This window comes from Delftia tsuruhatensis, assembly GCF_903815225.1.
Lineage (GTDB): Bacteria > Pseudomonadota > Gammaproteobacteria > Burkholderiales > Burkholderiaceae_C > Comamonas > Comamonas tsuruhatensis_A.
Map to the genome: position 1 here is coordinate 1,504,286 of NZ_LR813084.1, position 18,849 is coordinate 1,523,134.

The window sequence follows — 18,849 nt, forward strand, 5'->3', positions numbered from 1 at the left end:
CGGTGAGCCTACTGCCGTGCCGAGCGCACGTTGGCCGGCAGCGCCCCGGGATGGCTGGTACGAAACGGGTTGATGTCCAGGCCGCCACGGCGCGTGTAGCGCGCGTAGACCGACAGCTTGATGGGGCGGCAGCGTGTCCAGACATCCATGAAGATGCGCTCCACGCACTGCTCGTGGAATTCGTTGTGGTTGCGAAAGCTGACCAGGTATTGCAGCAGCCCCTCCTGATCGATCTGCGCGCCGCTGTACTGGATCTGCACGCTGCCCCAGTCGGGCTGGCCCGTGACCAGGCAGTTGCTCTTGAGCAGGTGGCTGACCAGGGTTTCGGTGACGGGTGCTTCCCCATGGTTGGCACGCAGCAGCTCCGGGGCTGGCTGGTATTGCGTGCATTCCACATCGAGACGGTCCAGCAGCAGGCCATCGAGCTCCTGCACCATTTCCTGGTCGAAGCGGTCCAGGCCGATGACCTTCACGCCGATGCTGCCGTTCTTGCCGCTGCCGCGCCACAGGGCCTCGGCCAGGTCGGCGCGCAGCCGGGCCTGCACTTCACTGGCGTCGGCGAGGCGGGTGTTGTTGAAGCTGTTCAGATAGAGCTTGAAGGACTTGCTCTCGATGAGGTTGGGCGTCTCGCAGGGGATGGTGAAATGCGCGAGCGCCACCTGGGGCTTTCCGCGCGGATTGAGCCAGGACAGCTCGAAGGCGGTCCAGAGGTCGGCACCGAAAAAAGGCATCTGGCCGCCGCTCAGGCCGATTTCCTCGCGCTTGGGAGCGCGTGGCAGGGGAAAGAGCAGCGAGGGGTCGTACTGGTCGATGTAGGCGGAGCTCTTGCCCAGCTGGGATTGTTCGGGTGTGTTCATGGGAGATGGGCCGGCCGTGCCGGCGATTTTCTGGGCCTGGGCTGTCCACGCCAGGCGAAGATGCGCGGATCAAGCCCTCAAAGCTAACTGAAATTCGATGCCTGCAGGCATTGCAAGCCCTATGGAGCCGATACGGCTGGCGGCCTTGTCGCGGCGCTATTTCTCAGTGAAATTCGCGCTCGCGCAGCCATTTGGTGGCGATCCACTTCTCGCCAGCCAGCACGGGGGCACCACCGTGCAGGGTGCGCGTGGAAGGATCGGGGCGTTCATAGCTGAAGAAGACGGCATTGCCCCGGCGTGGCACCACCTGCAGTGGGACCTCGGGGAAGACGGTGGCGCCGCCGCGCTCGGGCTCGTTCAGGTAGATCACCAAGGTGCCCACGCGCTGGCCACCGCGCTTGAGGATGGTCGGCGTGCCGGGCTCGTGGGGCGCAAAATAGTCGTGGTGGGGCTTGTATTCGGCCCCAGGTCCGTAGTGCAGCACCTGCAGGCCTTCGCCGTGGTCCAGCGGCCAGCGCACGAGGCGGGCGATGCGCTCCTCCAGCCGGCTGACGATGCCCGTTTCCCCGCGCTGGAAGAACATGCCGTTGCTGGTGCGGTCCTCATTGATCTCTTCGCCCCCGCTTTGCGTGGCCACCGTGAGCGAACGGGCCATGCGTGGTCGCGCGGCGGCGATGATGGCCTCGCATTCCTCATCCGACAGCAGGTTGCCGAAGACCACGATGCGCGGGTTGCGCATGCTCACCAGCACCTGGACCTGGCGGTCGCCGACATCGATGGTGCAGGGGTCCTGGGCGAGGTCCGGCTCGGGCAGGCTGGAGGCAGAGACGATGGCGGCGGCCGGGGCCGCTTCGATCTCCCCGGGCAGGCCCAGCGCCTTGCGTGCCAGCGCTTCGCTCCAGCCCACATCGCGCATGGACCGCAGCAGGGCGGCGGGTGAAACACCGGATGCGCTTTGCTCCTGCACCCATTGCATGAGCTCGGGCGTGAGGCCTGGCGGCAGGTCCTGCGCCGTGGTCTGGGAATCGGGGGAGGAGGGATTGAGGCTCATGGCGTGCAGGCGGCCCTTGCCGCGTTGAATGGACTCCAAAGGCGTCGAAACCAGGGGCCGCCACAGCGGCGGGCGGGGCTCACTCGGCCGTCTTGCGGCGGAACACGAGCCGCGCAGGCGTCGATGAGGCCGGTGCCAGCGCGTAGCCTTCCAGGTCGAAGGCCTGGAGTTCGGCCACGCTGCGGGCGCGCTGTCGTATGGCAAATCGTGCCATCAGCCCGCGCGCGCGTTTGGCATGGAAGCTGATGATCTTGTAGGAGCCGTTCTTGTAATCCTCGAACGCGCACTCCACCACCGGGGGCTTGAGGTGCTTCAAGTCTACCGATTTGAAGTATTCCTGCGAAGCCAGGTTGACGATGACGCGTTCGCTGGCAGGCTGGCGGGCTGCGCGCTGGTTCAGGTATTCGGCGATGCGGTTGCCCCAGAACTGGTACAGGTTGCTGCCGTGCTCCGTCTCCAGGCGGGTGCCCATTTCCAGTCGATAGGGCTGCATCCGGTCGAGCGGACGCAGCACGCCGTACAGGCCGCTGAGAATGGCCAGGTGCTTCTGTGCCCAGTCGAGGTCCTCGGTATCCAGGCTGCGCGCCTGAAGGCCTTCGTAGACGTCGCCGTTGAACGCCAGCAGTGCCTGGCGGGAATTGTCGGCCGTGAAGCGTGGGCTGAAGGCTTCATAGCGCGCCACGTTGAGCGCGGCCAGCTTGTCGCTGATGCCCATGAGCTGCGACAGTTGCTGGGGAGACTGGCGGCGCAGCACCTCGATCAGCTCCTGGGGCTGCTCGGAGAAGACGGGCAGCGTGTGCGCCAGACCATGGGGCAGTGGCGTGTCGTAGTCCAGCGACTTGGCGGGGGAGAGCAGCAGCAGCATGGCAGGCGGTGGTTCCTGGAAAAGGGGGAAAGAAGGGAAATGGAGACGAAGGCGAAAACAAACAGGGGCCACGAGGGCCCCTGTGTCGTCACCGCCTGCCGTCAGACGTGGGCCGTGCCCTGCCGCTGCTGTTGCTCGAACGGCAGTTGCAGGTCGCCGAGATCCTTGCGGGTCTCCACAAGGATCAACGGACCATCATCGAGGACGATCAGCGGCGGGCGCTCGCGCACCACGCGCTCGGGCTGGGGCTCGGCAGCGATGGCGGCCTGGACGGCAGCGACCTTGTCGGGGTCGGAGCCCACCCATTGCAGGCCCGAAGCCTCGGCGAGTGCCTGCAGTTCGGAGATCGGCAGCGCGTAGGACTGGACCTTGGGCAGGCCGCGCCCGGCAGCCATGGGCTGCGGATCGGCCGCTGCGGCAGCAGGTGTGGCAGCCATGGGCGCTGCCACCGGGGCAGGTGCTGCGGCTGTCTGCTGCGCGGGCTCGGCAGCGGGCTGGGGCTCCACGGCTGCGACCGCGGCAGCGGGTACCACGGCTTCGGCGACCACTGCTGAGGCCTGGGCGCCGGTGGCAGCACTTGTCGCATTGAAGTAGCTGCGGCGGGCTGGCTGGTCCTGCCCGGGCGCGGTGGCTTCGACAGGTTCGAAGGCCTCGAGGGCTTCGCCTTCACGCGGGGCGCGCTCCGCACGGTCGCCCCGGTCGCCACGCTCGCGGCGGTCACGGCCATAGCGGTCGCGCGAACGGCGCTGGCGCGGTTGCTCTTCGCCGAAGGCAGGGGCGGCATTGCCCTGGGCTTCATCCTGTTGCTGGACCTGGTTGCCCAGGTTTTCGTCACCCTCGGCCACTGCGTCGAATGGACGGGGCTGGCGTTCGCCACGTTCACTGCGTTCGCCTCGTTCACCACGCTCGCGGCGGCCTTCGCCTCGTTCCTGGCGCTCGCCGCGCGGCGTGCGCTCGGCGCGGGGTGCCTCGATGGCGCTGCCATCGGCGGCCACGGCATTCACGGCTTCCAGCGGCTGGCGGTTCTCGCCGTCACGGCTGCGTTCACCACGGCCGCGGCGCTCACCACGCTCTGTTCGTTCACCGCGCTCCGTGCGCTCGCCACGTTCAGCGTTGCGGCGACTGCGGTCGCCTCCGCCAGCCTGACGTTCCGCATTGGGGGTGCCGGCGCGCTCGGCATTGCGCTCGGTGCGGTCGCCACGCTCGTTGCGGCGGCCACGGTTGTCGTTGCGGCCTTCACGGCGCGCTTCGCGTACCGGAGCCTCGGCAGGGGCCACGGGAGCTGCCACCGGGGCAGGCGCCGTGCCAAAGCCGAACAGGCTCTTGAGCCAGGCGAAGAAGCCCTGTTCACGGACGACCACGGGGGCAGCGGTCGGCGCTGGGGAGGCGGCCGCTGCAGGCCTGGCATCGCGCTGGCCCGGACGGCTGCGGCTGCCTTCGGGACGGGGCTCGGCGATGGGCGCCGGCATGTCGGGCAGCACACCCTTGATCATGGGCGTCTGCTTGTTGGTGGGTTCCTGGGAGCGGCGCGTCACCGTGGTTTCGGCGTCCAGTTCCTCGGCCAGCTTGTAGCTGGCTTCCATGCTTTCGAGGCGTGCATCGTCATGCTTGAGGCGCTCGAGCTTGTAGTGCGGCGTGTCCATGGACTTGTTGGGTACCATGATCACGTTGACGCGCTGCTTGAGTTCGATCTTGGTGATCTCGCCGCGCTTTTCGTTGAGCAGGAAGCTGGCCACTTCCACGGGCACCTGGCAGTGCACGGCGGCCGTGTTGTCCTTCATGGACTCTTCCTGGATGATGCGCAGGATCTGCAGCGCCGAGCTTTCCGTGTCGCGGATGTGGCCGGAGCCTCCGCAGCGCGGGCAGTTGATGTGCGCGCCTTCGGACAGGGCGGGCTTGAGGCGCTGGCGGCTCATCTCCATGAGGCCGAACTTGCTGATGGTGCCGAACTGCACGCGGGCGCGGTCCTGGCGCAGCGCGTCGCGCAGGCGGTTCTCGACCTCGCGGCGGTTCTTGCTCTCCTCCATGTCGATGAAGTCGATGACGATCAGGCCGCCCAGGTCGCGCAGGCGCATCTGGCGCGCCACTTCGTCGGCGGCTTCCAGGTTGGTGCGGGTGGCGGTTTCCTCGATGTCGCCGCCCTTGATGGCGCGGGCCGAGTTGACGTCGATGGAGACCAGGGCCTCGGTGTGGTCGATGACGATGGCGCCGCCCGAGGGCAGGGTCACGGTGCGTGCGTAGGCCGATTCGATCTGGTGCTCGATCTGGAAGCGGCTGAACAGCGGGGCGTCGTCACGGTAGCGCTTGACGCGGGCGGCATGCTCGGGCATGACGTGCTGCATGAACTGCTGCGCCTGCTCGTAGATGTCGTCGGTGTCGATCAGGATGTCGCCGATGTCGCCGTTGAAGTAGTCGCGGATGGCGCGGATCACCAGGCTCGATTCCTGGTAGATCAGGAAGGCGCCCTTGGCGGACTTGGCCGCGCCGTCGATGGCGTTCCACAGCTTGAGCAGGTAGTTCAGATCCCACTGCAGCTCGGGCGCGGTGCGGCCGATGCCGGCGGTGCGCGCGATGATGGACATCCCCTTGGGATACTCGAGCTGGTCCATCGCCTCCTTGAGCTCGGCACGGTCCTCGCCCTCGATGCGGCGCGAGACGCCACCGCCGCGCGGGTTGTTGGGCATCAGCACCACATAGCGGCCGGCCAGCGAGATGAAGGTGGTCAGGGCCGCACCCTTGTTGCCGCGTTCTTCCTTCTCGACCTGGACGATCAGCTCCTGGCCTTCGCGGATGACTTCGTTGATGCGTGCCTGGCTGGGCGATACGCCCTCGGCGAAGTACTGCTTGGAGATTTCCTTGAAGGGCAGGAAACCGTGGCGGTCCTCGCCGTAGTCGACGAAGCAGGCCTCCAGGCTGGGCTCGACGCGGGTGACGACGGCCTTGTAGATGTTGCCCTTGCGCTGTTCGCGGCCTTCGATCTCGATCTCGTAATCGAGGAGCTTCTGGCCGTCGACGATGGCCAGGCGCCGTTCTTCGGACTGCGTGGCGTTGATGAGCATCCGTTTCATGATGCGTTTCCTTTATTCGTTCTCTCTGGGGCGCGCCGGAGTGCAGCCTCTGCTGCCAGACCGTCACGCCTTTGACTTGTAATCAAAGACAGGCTCGCGGGGAGCCGAGATGCCGGACTGACGCGTCGAAACGAAAGGAATCGCCGGATGCCTTGATGCTTGAGACCTGGCTCAAGTCAGCAATGGGGGCAAGGGCAGGGGGACGAGAGCGATGAGAGAGGCACGCCGTCCAGCTTCGAGCGAAGCTGCTGCACGTGCGGGGCAGGCGGGAGGCTTGGGGGCGGCAATGATCCTGGGCGCAGGCGTTTTCCTGCTCCACAGTGTGACCATCCATGCCCAAAAGATCCACATGCTCGCTTTGATCCGCTGACAGCTGCGGACGCCGGGTCCGACACCTTCTGCCAGCTTGAGATTCCGTATCAGTGTTTCAATTCGTCAGCCACAACCGATGCAACGACGAACTTCGCAGGCCATCGATTCCTGCTGTTTCGCGTACATGACACCGGATGGCATCGACCTGCCTGTGCGGGGGAAATGGTTGTTTGGACTAAACTCCATGCGAATCAACCACTTATAAATAGCTCGGCACAGGTGAAACACATTATAGAGGGCAAACCGGCGCACGACCGTCCCCTGGGCGCAGCCTCCGCCTCCGTGCGGCTGGTCGAAGTCGACGCTGATTCGGCCGGCCAGCGGCTGGACAACTTTCTGATACGCCATCTCAAAGGCGTTCCCAAGACGCATGTCTACCGCATCATCCGCAGTGGTGAAGTGCGCATCAACAAGGGGCGTGCCAGTGCGGAAACCCGCGTTTCGCCAGGCGATGTCGTGCGGGTTCCGCCTGTCCGCATTTCCGAGAGGGTCGCGGAAAAGGCCGAGCGCCCGGCGCCCGCCAGGGATTTCCCCAGCCTGCTGGAAGACGAGCACCTGATCGCCATCGACAAACCCGCCGGCGTGGCCGTGCACGGAGGCTCGGGGGTGAGCTTCGGGGTCATCGAGCAATTGCGCCAGGCGAGGCCGCAGTGCCGCTTCCTGGAGCTGGTGCACCGGCTGGATCGCGAGACCTCGGGTATCTTGCTGGTGGCCAAGAAGCGCTCGGCGCTGACGCATCTGCAAGACCAGTTCCGCGAGCGTGAAACCGGCAAGACCTATCTGGCCCTGGTCCAGGGCACGTGGCCGGCCAGCCGCAAGGTGATCGATCTGCCGCTGCACAAATATCTGCAGGCCGACGGCGAGCGCCGTGTACGCGTGACCACGGCCGACGACCCCGACGGCATGCGCTCCGTCACCCTGGTGCGCGTGCGCAGCACGATGGCACCTCAACCCCTGCTGGGCCTGCCGGCCATGAGCCTGCTGGAGGTGACCATCAAGACCGGGCGCACGCACCAGATCCGCGTGCACCTGTCCAGCCAGGGGCATCCGATTGCCGGGGATGACAAATACGGCGACTTCGATCTGAACCGTCGGCTGCAGAAGCAGGGGCTCAAACGCATGTTCCTGCATGCCTGGCGGCTACAGTTCACTCACCCGGCCAGTGGCGAGCGGGTGGAACTGCGCGCCGAGCTTCCCGAAGAGCTGGCCCGTTTCGCCGGCTGAGGCCGGCACTGACTATCCCCAGATATGACAACTTCTGCTGGTTCTTCCGAGAGGCAACGCGCGCGGCGCTTTGATCTGATCGCCTTCGACTGGGATGGCACGCTGTCGGACTCCACGGCCGTGATCGTGAAGTGCATACAGGCGGCGGTGGCGGACGTGGGCGGCACGCCACCCAGCGACGAGGCGGCTTCCTATGTGATCGGCATGGCGCTGATGCCGGCGCTGGCGCGCGCCGCGCCCGATGTGCCACCGGATAAATATCCCGAGCTGGGCAATCGCTACCGCCACCATTTCTTTCGCCACCAGGATGACATCAGCCTGTTCCCCGGCGTGCTGCCCATGCTGGCCGCGCTGCGAGGGCGAGGCCACTGGCTGGCCGTGGCCACGGGCAAGAGCCGGCGCGGCCTCAACGATGCGTTGCAGGACCCGCAGTTGCGCGGAATGTTCGATGGTTCGCGGACGGCGGACGAGACCGCGGGCAAGCCCCATCCGCTGATGTTGCAGGAGCTGATGGCCGAATTCGGCGTGGAGCCCGGGCGTGTGCTGATGATTGGCGATACCACCCATGACCTGGAGTTGGCGCGCAACGCCGGCTGTGCCAGCGTGGGCGTGGGCTACGGGGCACATGCCTCCGATGGTTTCGGTGCGCTGGAGCCGCTGCATGTGGCGCACAGTGTTGCGGATTTGCATCAGTGGCTGCTGGCCCATGCGTGATCCGTCATGCCCGCGTCAGCAGCGGCTGCCATTCTTCTCCGGAGGGCCTTCGGAATGACTGAGCGCATCTTCCTGTGCCCCAGCGAGGCCTTGCGAGAGGGGGGGCTGGCCGTGCCGTTCGATGTGGTCCATGCGGGGCATGCCTGCCGTGCCTTTGCCATCCGCTTCGAGGGGCGGGTGCATGCCTACCTGAATCGTTGCACCCATGTGGCCATGGAAATGGACTACCAGCCGGGCCGCCTTTTCGATGACTCCGGGCGCTGGCTGCTGTGCGCCACCCATGGCGCAGTCTATGCGCCGGACAGCGGTGCGTGCGCTGGCGGGCCCTGTCGGGGTGGCCTCGTGAAAATCTCCCTGAGCGAAGGCGCGGGGGTGGTGCACTGGCATACTGCCGATAACCTGAAACCCGTCGAGTTCTGACATGACTTCCCCCATACCTCCGGAAAATCCTGGCTCCGCATCGCACCCGACCCCGGGCGCGGACCTGTGGGCCAGGGCCACGCCTGCCGCGGCGGCCGCCGATGCCCGCGCGGCATCCAGCGGCTGGGAACGGGATGTGCTGGAAAAGCTGGTCTTCGCCACCATCAACGAGCAGCGTGCCGCGCGCCGCTGGCGCCTGTTCGGGCGTCTGCTGTGGGCGGCGGTCATCCTTGCCGTGCTGTGGGTGCTGTTCGCCAAGGACACCGCGACCACGACCAGCTCTTCCCCGCACACCGCGGTGGTCGAGGTCAAGGGCGAGATCGCCGCGGGCGCCGATGCCAGCGCGGAATTCGTGGTTGCCGCCATGCGCAGCGCCTTCGAGGATTCCGGCTCGCGCGCCGTGGTGCTGCTGATCAACTCGCCGGGGGGCAGTCCGGTGCAGGCCGGCATCATCAATGACGAAATCATTCGCCTCAAGGGCAAGTACGACAAGCCGCTGTATGCCGTGGTCGAGGAGACCTGCGCCTCGGCGGCCTACTACATCGCCGCGGCGGCCGACGAGATCTTTGTCGACAAGGCCAGCATCGTGGGCAGCATCGGCGTGCTCATGGATGGCTTCGGTTTCACGGGCGCCATGGAGAAGCTGGGCGTGGAGCGCAGGCTGCTGACGGCGGGCGAGAACAAGGGCTTCCTGGATCCCTTCAGTCCCATGTCCGAGGCGCAGCGTGCACATGCGCACCAGATGCTGGGCCAGATCCATTCGCAATTCATCAATGTGGTCAAGGCCGGCCGCGGCGACCGGCTGCACGAGACGCCCGAAACCTTCAGCGGCCTGTTCTGGACGGGGCAGCAGGCGGTGGAGATGGGCCTGGCCGACAAACTGGGCAGCCTCGACTACGTGGCCCGCGAGGTGGTCAAGGCCGAGGAGGTCGTCGACTACACGCGCCGCGACAATGTGGCCGAGCGTCTGGCCAAGCGCTTTGGCGCGGCCTTCGGTGGCGGCGCGGTGCAGGCCCTGCGTTCCAGCCTGCCGGTCTTGCGCTGAACGGGTTCCCGGCGCTTGAAAAGCCCGCCTTCCAGGGGAAGCGCGGGCTTTTTTGTCGGGCGGCTTTCTCAACGCCCGATGGAAAACACCACCGGCGTGCGGTTGTCCGGTACCTCCCTGTGCTGGCGCCATTCGCGCACCAGGCGGCTTTCGATGCGGGCGTTTTCCAGTGTCAGGCCGCAGGCCAGGGCCAGACGCGTATGAGGTTGCAACGTCTGCAGCAAGGCCTGCCACAGTGCGGCATTGCGGTAGGGGGTCTCTATGAACTGCTGGGTCTGGCCCTGGCGCAGCGCGAGCGCTTCGAGCTCCTTGATGCGCTGTGAGCGCCCGCCCGGATCCTGGGGCAGATAGCCTACGAAGGCATAGTTCTGCCCATTGAGCCCGCTGGCGGCCAGGGCCAGCAGCAGCGATACCGGCCCGACCAGCGGTACGACCCGGATGGCCAGATCATGCGCTGCACGTACGATGGAGCTGCCGGGGTCGGCCACGGCCGGCATGCCGGCTTCGCTGACCAGGCCCATGTCATGGCCCGCCAGCAGCGGGGCCAGCAGCGGCCTGGCGTCGAAGACGGCAGCGCCCTTGTCGCCGTGGTCACCCTTCTTGTGGGCTTCGCGGGGCAGTTCGGTGATCTGCTGGGCCTGCAGCGGCTGGACCAGGCCGTGCAGTGCATCGACGCGCTTGAGGTAGGCGCGTGTGCTCTTGGCGTTCTCGCAGATCCAGTGCGTCAGGCGTGACGCGGTGCGCAGCGTTCCATCGGGCAGCACGTCGGCCAGCGGTGTCTGTTCGTCGCAGCCGAAGTCCAGGGGGGCGGGCACCAGATACAGCGTTCCCTTGGCGCTTTTGGGAAGGGCCTCGCTCATGGCAGCACCGCCCCTGCGGCGCGCAGCAGCTGGCAGGTGCGGATCAGGGGCAGGCCGATCAGCGCCGTGGGGTCATCGCTGACGATGGCGTCGAGCAGGGAGATGCCCAGGCCTTCGCTCTTGGCGCTGCCCGCGCAGTCATAGGGCTGTTCGGCGCGCAGATAGCGTTCGATCTCTGCATCATTCAGCTCACGAAAGCGCACCTGGACCGTCACCACGTCGGTTTCGGCAAAGCCTGTTTCCAGGCAGACCACGCTCACGGCGGTATGGAAATTCATCTGGCGTCCGCTCATCAGGCGCAATTGCTCGGTGGCGCGCTCATGGTTGCCGGGCTTGGACAGTGGCTGGCCGTCAAGCTCGGGGACCTGGTCGGAGCCGATGACCACTGCCTGCGGGTGCCGCGCGGCCACAGCATGGGCCTTGGCGCGGGCCAGGCGCAGCGACAGGTCGAGCGGTGTTTCCCCAGCCAGCGGCGTTTCGTCGACCTCGGGCGAGAGGGTCTGGAAAGGCAGGCGCAGCCGCTCCAGCAATTCGCGGCGGTAGCGGGAGGTGGAACCGAGGATCAGGGGGCGTCCCGGGCCGGGAGCCTGGGACGAAGTGGGGTGGGAAGCTTGCATGCCCGGATTCTCTTACACTGCCCGCATGAGCAAGGAATTTTCTGCGGCCCGTCTCGATGTTCGCGCGTTTGCGCAGTCGCAGGGCCATCTTCAGGACGAGGTCGCCCTGTCGGTCTTCCCGCGCCTGGCCCAGGATGCGCAGCCGGATGCCGGCGAAGCACGTGGCCATGTGCATTGGCAGGCCGAGGGCGAACTGGTCGATCAGACCGGCGGCCCTGGTCAGGTGTGGCTGCATCTCCAGGCTGATGCCGTGGTGCCCATGGTCTGCCAGCGTTGCATGACCGTGGCTCCGATCTCCCTGCAGGTCGATCGGTCTTTCCGCTTCGTGGCGGATGAGGCAACGGCCGAGGCCGAGGATGACGAGAGCGAGGAGGATGTGCTGGTGCTCAGTCGTGAGTTCAACCTGCTCGAGCTCATCGAGGATGAGTTGCTCATGGAGTTGCCCGTGGTGCCTCGGCACGACAGCTGTCCCGAGCCCGTGCGCATGCAATCCAGTGACGCCGATTTCGAGCAGGCCAACGAGGAAAAGCCCAGTCCGTTCGCCGTCCTGCGCGGGCTGGATGTGGGCAAATCGGCCGACTGATGGCGATGCCCGACAAAAAGGCCGGGGCCTTGAAAAGCGATTGCGCTATAATCAAGGGCTTCGCGCGAAACCCCCTCGTGTCTTTAATGGGCTGATCGCGTTTTTTACCAACCCTTTCAAGATACACAGGAGCCATCATGGCTGTTCAGCAGAACAAGAAGTCCCCCTCCAAGCGCGGCATGCACCGTTCGCACAATGCACTGAATGTGCCCGGCATCGCCGTGGAACCCACCACCGGTGAGACCCATCTGCGCCACCACATCAGCCCCAACGGCGTGTACCGCGGCCGTCAAGTGCTGAAGAACAAGTCCGAAGCCTGATCTTCGGCACTTCCCGCAGGGCCCGCGGCTACAGTTTTCGTAGCGCGGGCTTTTGTTTTTCTGATTGCTGCTCTCTTTCTTCTCAAGCCGCGCAGCAGGCTTGCCAGTAGTCGCTCATGATCACTTTGGCTGTTGACTGCATGGGGGGCGACCACGGTCCCCGTGTCACGCTCGCGGCGTGCCGCAAGTTCCTCGATTCCCATGCCGATGCGCGCCTGCTGCTGGTAGGGAAGCCCGAGGAACTGGCCGGCCTGGCACATGAACGTGCCGGTGTGGTGGCCGCCACCGAGGTGGTGGGCATGGACGATCCGGTCGAAGTCGCCTTGCGCAGGAAAAAAGACTCCTCGATGCGTGTGGCCATCCAGCAGGTCAAGGATGGCGCGGCAGTCGCTGCCGTGTCGGCCGGCAACACCGGCGCGCTGATGGCGATCTCGCGCTACCTGCTCAAGACGCTGGACGGCATAGACCGCCCGGCCATCGCCACCCAGTTGCCGAACGCCCGGGGTGCGGCGACCACCGTGCTGGACCTGGGGGCCAACGTGGACTGCTCGGCCGAGCATCTGCTGCAGTTCGCCGTCATGGGTTCGGCCCTGGTGTCGGCGCTTGGCAACGAGGAGGCGCCCTCCGTGGGCCTGCTCAACATCGGCGAGGAAATGATCAAGGGCAGCGAAGTCATCAAGCGCGCGGGCGAGCTGCTGCGCGCCGCGGGCAAGGCGGGGCACCTGAATTTCTATGGCAATGTCGAGGGCAACGACATCTTCAAGGGGACGGCCGAGGTCGTGGTCTGTGACGGCTTCGTCGGCAACGTGGCGCTCAAGTCCTCCGAGGGCGTGGCATCCATGATCTCGGGTATCCTCAAGCAGGAGTTCAAGCGCAACATCTTGACGAAAATGGCGGCCATCGTTGCCTATCCGGTGCTAAATGCGCTTATGAAGCGCGTTGATCACCGCCGGTACAACGGGGCCGCGCTGTTGGGGCTCCGAGGGCTGGTGTTCAAAAGCCATGGGTCGGCCGATGCCTTGGCTTTCGAGCATGCGCTGAACCGCGCGTATGATGCGGCCCGCAACAACCTGCTCGACCGTGTCCGCACCCGCATCTCCGCAGCCCTGCCTTTGTTGCTGGCTGCGCAGGCGGAACAAGGAACGTCGGCGCCCTAACACAGATGAGACGCTACGCACGCATCACCGGCACGGGCAGCTACCTGCCGCCCCGCCGACTCACCAATCACGATCTGGCTGCCGATCTGGCCCGGCGTGGCATCGAGACCTCGGACGAGTGGATCGTCGAGCGCACCGGTATCCATGCCCGTCACTTTGCCGCCCCCGATGTCACCAGCAGCGATCTGGCGCTGGAGGCCTCCAGGAAGGCTCTGGAGGCCGCTGGATGCCAGCCTCAGGACATCGACCTGATCATCGTGGCGACCTCGACGCCCGACATGGTCTTTCCGTCCACGGCCTGCATCTTGCAGAACAAGCTGGGCGCCAACGGTTGCGCTGCCTTTGATGTGCAGGCGGTGTGCAGCGGCTTCGTCTATGCGCTCACGGTGGCCGATGCCATGATCCAGTCCGGCGCGGCAAGCCGTGCCCTGGTCGTGGGGTCGGAAGTGTTCAGCCGCATCCTCGACTTCAATGACCGCACGACCTGCGTGCTGTTCGGCGACGGTGCCGGCGCCGTGGTGCTGGAGGCTTCCGAGCAGCCGGGCATCCTGGCCTCGGACCTGCATGCCGATGGAAAGCATGTGGGTATTCTCTGCGTGCCGGGCAACGTCTACGGCGGACAGGTGCTGGGCGATCCCTTGCTCAAGATGGATGGCCAGGCCGTTTTCAAGCTCGCTGTGGGCGTGCTCGAGAAGGCGGCACGCGCCACGCTTGACAAGGCGGGTCTCACCGATGCCGACATCGACTGGCTGATTCCGCACCAGGCCAACATCCGCATCATGCAGAGCACGGCGCGCAAGCTCAAGCTGTCCATGGACAAGGTGGTGGTCACGGTGGATCAGCATGGCAACACCTCGGCCGCCTCGATCCCGCTGGCGCTGGACCATGGCGTGCGCTCGGGCCTGGTCAGGCCTGGTCAGAACGTGCTGCTCGAAGGCGTGGGTGGTGGCTTCACCTGGGGTGCCGTGCTGCTGAAGATGTAGTCCGGGCATGGCTTCAATGTCTGCCGACAATCTTTCAATTTGAAGAACATGAAGAAGTTTGCATTTGTCTTTCCGGGTCAGGGCTCGCAATCCGTGGGCATGCTCGACGGCTGGGGTGACCACCCCGTCGTGGCGCAGACGCTGGCCGAGGCCTCGGACGCCCTGGGCGAGAACATCGGCCAACTGATACAGCAGGGCCCAAAGGAAGTCCTGGCGCTGACCACCAATACGCAACCCGTGATGCTGGTGGCTGGCGTGGCGGCATGGCGTGTCTGGCAGGCGGAGGGCGGTGCATTGCCCGACGCCGTGGCGGGCCACTCGCTGGGTGAGTACTCTGCCCTGGTGGCCTCGGGTGTGCTGACCCTGGCCCAGGCTGCGCCGCTGGTGCGCCTGCGCGCGGCGGCCATGCAGGAGGCAGTGCCGGTAGGCGCGGGCGCCATGGCGGCCATCCTGGGCCTGGACGCGGACAAGGTGCGCGAAGGCTGTGCCGAGGTCACCGCCGCGCTGGGCGGCGCGGAGGTCGTTGAGGCCGTGAACTTCAACGATCCCTCGCAGACCGTGATCGCCGGCAGCAAGTCGGCTGTCGAAAAGGCCTGCGAAGCGCTCAAGGCGGCAGGCGCCAAGCGCGCGCTGCCGCTGCCGGTGTCGGCACCCTTTCATTCGAGCCTGATGAAGCCTGCCGCTGAAAAGCTCAAGGCGGCACTGGCTTCCACAGTGCTGGCCGCGCCGCAGATTCCCGTGATCAACAATATCGACGTGGCCGTGCAGCAGGACGCCGATGCGATCCGTGATGCGCTGTATCGCCAGGCCTTTGGTCCCGTGCGCTGGGTGGAGTGCGTTCAGGCCATGAAGGCCCGTGGCATCGGCCATCTCGTCGAGTGCGGCCCCGGCAAGGTGCTGATGGGGCTGACCAAGCGGATTGACGCGGACCTGACGGCCGCAGCCCTCCATGATCCGGCCACGCTGGCCGACGTGAAAGAATCCCTCGCATGACTGACAACCAGAACAAGCCCCAGGTCGCCCTGGTGACGGGCGCCTCGCGCGGCATCGGCGCAGCCATCGCCCAGGAACTGGCGGCGCGCGGCTATCGCGTGATCGGCACGGCCACCACCGATGGCGGCGCGGAAAAGATCAGCCAGGCACTGTCGGCCTACGAAGGCTGCCGCGGCGTGAACCTCAACGTCACGGACGGTCCTGCCGTCGAGGCGCTGATCGACGGCATCGTCAAGAACGACGGCGGCCTGCATGTGCTGGTCAACAACGCCGGCATCACGCGCGACACCCTGGCCATGCGCATGAAGGACGATGACTGGGATGCGGTGATCGACACCAATCTCAAGGCGGTTTTCCGCGTCAGCCGTGCGGCCATCCGGCCCATGATGAAGCAGCGCTTCGGCCGCATCATCAGCATCACCAGCGTGGTGGGTGCCTCGGGCAACCCCGGCCAGGCCAACTATGCCGCAGCCAAGGCCGGCGTGGCGGGCATGACACGCGCACTGGCCAGGGAACTGGGCAGCCGCGGCATCACCGTGAACTGCGTCGCCCCGGGCTTCATCGCCACCGACATGACGGCCGAGCTGCCTGAAGAGCAGAAGAAGGCGCTGAAGGCCCAGATCGCCATGGGTGACCTCGGTCAGCCCAGCGACATCGCCCACGCCGTGGCCTATCTGGCTTCCGCGGGCGCAGGCTATGTGACGGGGCAGGAACTGCACGTCAACGGCGGCATGTACATGTAAACCGGCGGGCCGCGAAGGCTTCCTGCCAGAAGCCGGCGCAGCTTGCAACCCATGAGGCCGTTTCCTCGCGACGGCCGGCCGCCGAGGGACTTTGGCCCGGAGCAGCTAGAATCGCGGGTTCATTCACAACCCCCAGAGGGAAACCATGAGCGATATCGAAGCACGTGTCAAAAAAATCATTGCCGAACAACTCGGCGTTGAAGAGTCTCAAGTCACCAACGAAAAGGCCTTCGTGGCCGATCTGGGTGCTGACTCCCTGGACACGGTGGAGCTGGTGATGGCCCTGGAAGATGAATTCGGCATCGAGATCCCCGACGAAGACGCGGAAAAGATCACGACGGTGCAAAACGCCATCGACTACGCCAACACCCACCAGAAGGCCTGACAGGGCCCTGTCCCGAGCGATCAGCAGAAGGTTTTACGCATGAGCCGTCGTCGCGTTGTCGTGACCGGCCTGGGTTGCATCTCCCCCGTGGGCAACACGGTGGGCGAAGCCTGGGCCAATCTTTTGGCCGGCCAGTCCGGCATTGACCTCATCACCAAGTTCGATGCCTCGAACTTTGCCTGCAAGATTGCAGGCGAGGTCAAGGGATTCGATGTGGAGTCGTACATGAGCGCCAAGGATGCGCGCTCCATGGACACTTTCATCCATTACGGCATCGCTGCCGCGGCGCAGGCCGTGCAGGACGCGGGTCTGCCTACGGGGGAAGCCCTGTCCGAGGATATGGCCACGCGCATTGCATGCGTGATCGGCTCGGGCATCGGCGGCTTGCCGCTGATCGAGAATACCCACGCGGAACTGGCTGCGCGCGGACCGCGCCGCATCACGCCGTTCTTCGTGCCAGCCTCCATCATCAACATGGTGGCTGGCCATGTGTCCATGCGCTTCGGCTTCAAGGGGCCGAACCTTGCCGTGGTGACGGCCTGCACGACCGGGCTGCACTGCATCGGTGAAGCAGGGCGCATGATCGAATACGGCGATGCCGATGTGGTGGTGGCCGGTGGCACGGAAGCCACGGTCTCCCCTCTGGGCGTCGGTGGCTTTGCCGCCATGCGTGCACTGTCCACGCGCAACGATGATCCCAAGGCCGCTTCGCGCCCCTGGGACAAGGACCGCGACGGCTTCGTGCTGGGCGAAGGCGCGGGTGTGCTGGTGCTGGAGGAGTACGAGCATGCCAAGGCCCGCGGTGCCAGGATCTATGCCGAGCTGGGCGGTTTCGGCATGAGCGCCGATGCCGGCCACATGACGGCCCCCAACATGGACGGCCCCCGCCGTGCCATGCTGGCAGCCTTGCGCAATGCCGGTGTCAATGCCGATCAGGTCGATTACCTGAATGCCCATGGCACCTCCACACCGCTGGGGGATCTCAACGAGACCAATGCCATCAAGGCGGCCCTGGGAGACCACGCGCGCAAGACCGTTGTCAGTTCGACCAAGTCCATGACGGGTCACCTGCTGGGTGGCGCCGGCGGCATCGAAAGCGTCTTCACCGTGCTCGCGCTGCACGACCAGAAGATCCCGCCAACCATCAACCTGGTCAACCAGGATCCCGAATGCGACCTCGACTACTGCGCCAACACGGCGCGGGACGCAAGGATCGAGGTGGCGGTGAAGAACAACTTCGGTTTCGGCGGCACCAACGGAACGCTGGTGTTCAAGCGGATCTGAGATCGCGCCCCGTATTGAAGAAAAGCCCGCGCCGCAAGGCTGCGGGCTTTTTCGTTTCCAGGTGGCAGTGCCGGAGTTCGGGGGCATGTCGGCTTTTGCGACACTGCACGCATGCCCTTGAGACACGCGCCACCCGCAGTCCGGTATCCGCTGAACCCGCCGAGGGTGCTGGCGGCATGCCTGTGCGGCCTGTGGCTGCTGGCCGCCCTTCTTTTGCTGATCTGGGCCATGCAGTTCCCTGCGGGGAATCGGCCTGCGGTGGCGGTTCTCGGCGGTCTGGCGGCAGCGGTCGGTCTGCGCCAGGGATGGCGTGGGTTGTGCAGAGGCGTAGTCCTGTGGGATGGTGAGCAATGGTGGATCTGCGAGGCCGGGCGGGGCAAGGACATGCAGCCGATCTCGCTGCAGGTGCGCGCCGATGGAGGGCGATGGTTGTGGGCGCAGGCCTGGCAGGCAGGTGGGTCGGGTGCCAAGCCATGGCGTGGAACGCGCTGGCTGCTCCTGCGGCAGCGGCAGAGTCCGGAAACCTGGGGTGAATTGCGGCGTGCTGTATATTTCCCGCCCAGACCTTCAGAACGGCCGCAGTGACTGCGCCAGGGCCCGCGTGGCTCGCTCTCATCGATTTCATGACCCCTCCCGATTTCCCGCCTTCTTCTGCAGACAGCGACCTGACCCTGGTCGAACGCACCAACGCAGGGGACATGCGGGCCTTCGAACTGCTGGTCATCAAATACCAGCGCCGTATCGAACGCCTGGTGGGGCGCATGGTGCGCGATGTCGACCTGGTGCAGGACATCACCCAGGAAACCTTCATACGTGCCTACAGGGCGCTGCACCAGTTCCGCGGCGAAGCGCAGTTCTATACCTGGCTGTACCGCATTGCAGTGAACACGGCCAAGAAGGCGCTGCTGGACATGAAGCGTTCACCCCTGATCACGGAAAGCGCGTTACACAACGGGGATGACGATGATGAAACTTCCCGGCCCAGCCAGGAACTAACCACCGAAGAAACGCCCGAAACCATCCTGGCCGCGCAGGAAATCGCCCAGGCCGTGAATGCTGCCATGGAGGCTTTGCCCGAGGATCTTCGCCAGGCGGTGACGTTGCGGGAAATCGAAGGTTTGAGCTATGAGGAAATCGCGAACGCCATGGGCTGTCCCATCGGCACGGTCCGCTCGCGGATCTTCCGCGCCCGGGAGGCGATTTCCGCAAGGGTCAAGCCTTTGCTGGAGCGCCAGTCGGGCAAGCGCTGGTAGCGGGCGTCGCGAAAGCACCCATGGGGAACAGAGTCTCTTTGCAGACAAGCAGGTG

General features: G+C 65.6%; 19 protein-coding genes. 13 read left to right on the top strand and 6 right to left on the bottom strand.

Annotation, left to right across the window (positions count from 1 at the left end):
* Positions 1–8: 8 nt before the first annotated feature.
* The 4 genes from queF to L1Z78_RS06795 all read right to left on the bottom strand — a co-directional run bounded on the left by queF (position 9) and on the right by L1Z78_RS06795 (position 5,841).
* Positions 9–857 (bottom strand): NADPH-dependent 7-cyano-7-deazaguanine reductase QueF, encoded by an 849-nt coding sequence (queF, locus tag L1Z78_RS06780; protein ID WP_234640783.1) that lies wholly within the window; start codon positions 855–857, stop codon positions 9–11.
* A 163-nt stretch (positions 858–1,020) separates the two neighbouring features.
* Positions 1,021–1,908, bottom strand: coding sequence for a 2OG-Fe(II) oxygenase (locus tag L1Z78_RS06785; protein ID WP_234642107.1), 888 nt, complete (start codon positions 1,906–1,908; stop codon positions 1,021–1,023).
* A 79-nt stretch (positions 1,909–1,987) separates the two neighbouring features.
* The gene (yaaA, locus tag L1Z78_RS06790; RefSeq protein ID WP_234640784.1) at positions 1,988–2,773 is read right to left on the bottom strand and encodes a peroxide stress protein YaaA; all 786 of its coding nucleotides are present in this window, start codon (positions 2,771–2,773) and stop codon (positions 1,988–1,990) included.
* A gap of 101 nt (positions 2,774–2,874) precedes the next feature.
* Entirely contained in the window at positions 2,875–5,841 is a 2,967-nt protein-coding gene (locus L1Z78_RS06795) for an Rne/Rng family ribonuclease (protein WP_234640785.1), read from the bottom strand.
* Positions 5,842–6,432: 591 nt separating this feature from the next.
* Between L1Z78_RS06795 and L1Z78_RS06800 the strand changes: the two genes are divergently transcribed.
* Genes L1Z78_RS06800 through L1Z78_RS06815 form a run of 4 tightly spaced genes read left to right on the top strand, consistent with a single transcriptional unit; the run spans position 6,433 to position 9,616 of the window.
* A complete protein-coding gene (locus tag L1Z78_RS06800) occupies positions 6,433–7,437 on the top strand; it encodes an RluA family pseudouridine synthase (RefSeq protein ID WP_234640786.1) in 1,005 nt (334 codons plus the stop codon).
* Between the two features lie 24 nt (positions 7,438–7,461).
* Positions 7,462–8,151, top strand: a complete 690-nt coding sequence (locus L1Z78_RS06805) for an HAD family hydrolase (RefSeq protein WP_234640787.1) — start codon at positions 7,462–7,464, stop codon at positions 8,149–8,151.
* A gap of 54 nt (positions 8,152–8,205) precedes the next feature.
* Entirely contained in the window at positions 8,206–8,571 is a 366-nt protein-coding gene (locus tag L1Z78_RS06810) for a Rieske (2Fe-2S) protein (RefSeq protein ID WP_234640788.1), read from the top strand.
* 1 nt (position 8,572) lies between these two features.
* On the top strand, positions 8,573–9,616 hold the full coding sequence (locus tag L1Z78_RS06815; RefSeq protein ID WP_234640789.1) for a S49 family peptidase: 1,044 nt from the start codon (positions 8,573–8,575) through the stop codon (positions 9,614–9,616).
* Positions 9,617–9,684: 68 nt separating this feature from the next.
* On the opposite strand, the gene L1Z78_RS06820 is transcribed toward L1Z78_RS06815, so the two are convergent.
* Positions 9,685–10,476 (bottom strand): SAM-dependent methyltransferase, encoded by a 792-nt coding sequence (locus L1Z78_RS06820; RefSeq protein ID WP_234640790.1) that lies wholly within the window; start codon positions 10,474–10,476, stop codon positions 9,685–9,687.
* Complete coding sequence (locus L1Z78_RS06825; RefSeq protein ID WP_234640791.1) at positions 10,473–11,093, bottom strand: Maf family nucleotide pyrophosphatase; 621 nt, start codon at positions 11,091–11,093, stop codon at positions 10,473–10,475. The genes L1Z78_RS06820 and L1Z78_RS06825 overlap by 4 nt, the downstream gene beginning before the upstream one ends.
* 25 nt (positions 11,094–11,118) lie before the next feature.
* Here L1Z78_RS06825 and L1Z78_RS06830 point away from each other — a divergent pair, with 25 nt between their 5' ends.
* The 9 genes from L1Z78_RS06830 (at position 11,119) to rpoE (ending at position 18,794) form a co-directional block, all read left to right on the top strand.
* Positions 11,119–11,676 (top strand): YceD family protein, encoded by a 558-nt coding sequence (locus L1Z78_RS06830; protein ID WP_234640792.1) that lies wholly within the window; start codon positions 11,119–11,121, stop codon positions 11,674–11,676.
* 137 nt (positions 11,677–11,813) lie between these two features.
* Positions 11,814–11,996, top strand: coding sequence for a 50S ribosomal protein L32 (gene rpmF, locus L1Z78_RS06835; protein WP_012207072.1), 183 nt, complete (start codon positions 11,814–11,816; stop codon positions 11,994–11,996).
* Between the two features lie 116 nt (positions 11,997–12,112).
* The gene (gene plsX, locus L1Z78_RS06840; RefSeq protein WP_234640793.1) at positions 12,113–13,153 is read left to right on the top strand and encodes a phosphate acyltransferase PlsX; all 1,041 of its coding nucleotides are present in this window, start codon (positions 12,113–12,115) and stop codon (positions 13,151–13,153) included.
* Between the two features lie 5 nt (positions 13,154–13,158).
* Positions 13,159–14,136, top strand: coding sequence for a beta-ketoacyl-ACP synthase III (locus tag L1Z78_RS06845; RefSeq protein WP_234640794.1), 978 nt, complete (start codon positions 13,159–13,161; stop codon positions 14,134–14,136).
* A 48-nt stretch (positions 14,137–14,184) separates the two neighbouring features.
* A complete protein-coding gene (fabD, locus tag L1Z78_RS06850) occupies positions 14,185–15,129 on the top strand; it encodes an ACP S-malonyltransferase (protein ID WP_234640795.1) in 945 nt (314 codons plus the stop codon).
* Entirely contained in the window at positions 15,126–15,872 is a 747-nt protein-coding gene (gene fabG, locus L1Z78_RS06855) for a 3-oxoacyl-ACP reductase FabG (protein ID WP_234640796.1), read from the top strand. Before fabD ends, fabG begins: the two co-directional genes overlap by 4 nt.
* 145 nt (positions 15,873–16,017) lie before the next feature.
* Positions 16,018–16,257, top strand: coding sequence for an acyl carrier protein (gene acpP / locus L1Z78_RS06860; RefSeq protein ID WP_003058049.1), 240 nt, complete (start codon positions 16,018–16,020; stop codon positions 16,255–16,257).
* A 39-nt stretch (positions 16,258–16,296) separates the two neighbouring features.
* Positions 16,297–17,541, top strand: a complete 1,245-nt coding sequence (fabF, locus tag L1Z78_RS06865) for a beta-ketoacyl-ACP synthase II (RefSeq protein WP_234640797.1) — start codon at positions 16,297–16,299, stop codon at positions 17,539–17,541.
* Positions 17,542–18,164: 623 nt separating this feature from the next.
* Positions 18,165–18,794 carry an RNA polymerase sigma factor RpoE gene (gene rpoE, locus L1Z78_RS06870; RefSeq protein ID WP_234642108.1) on the top strand — a complete coding sequence of 210 codons (630 nt, stop codon included), beginning with the start codon at positions 18,165–18,167 and terminating at the stop codon, positions 18,792–18,794.
* Positions 18,795–18,849: the final 55 nt, after the last annotated feature.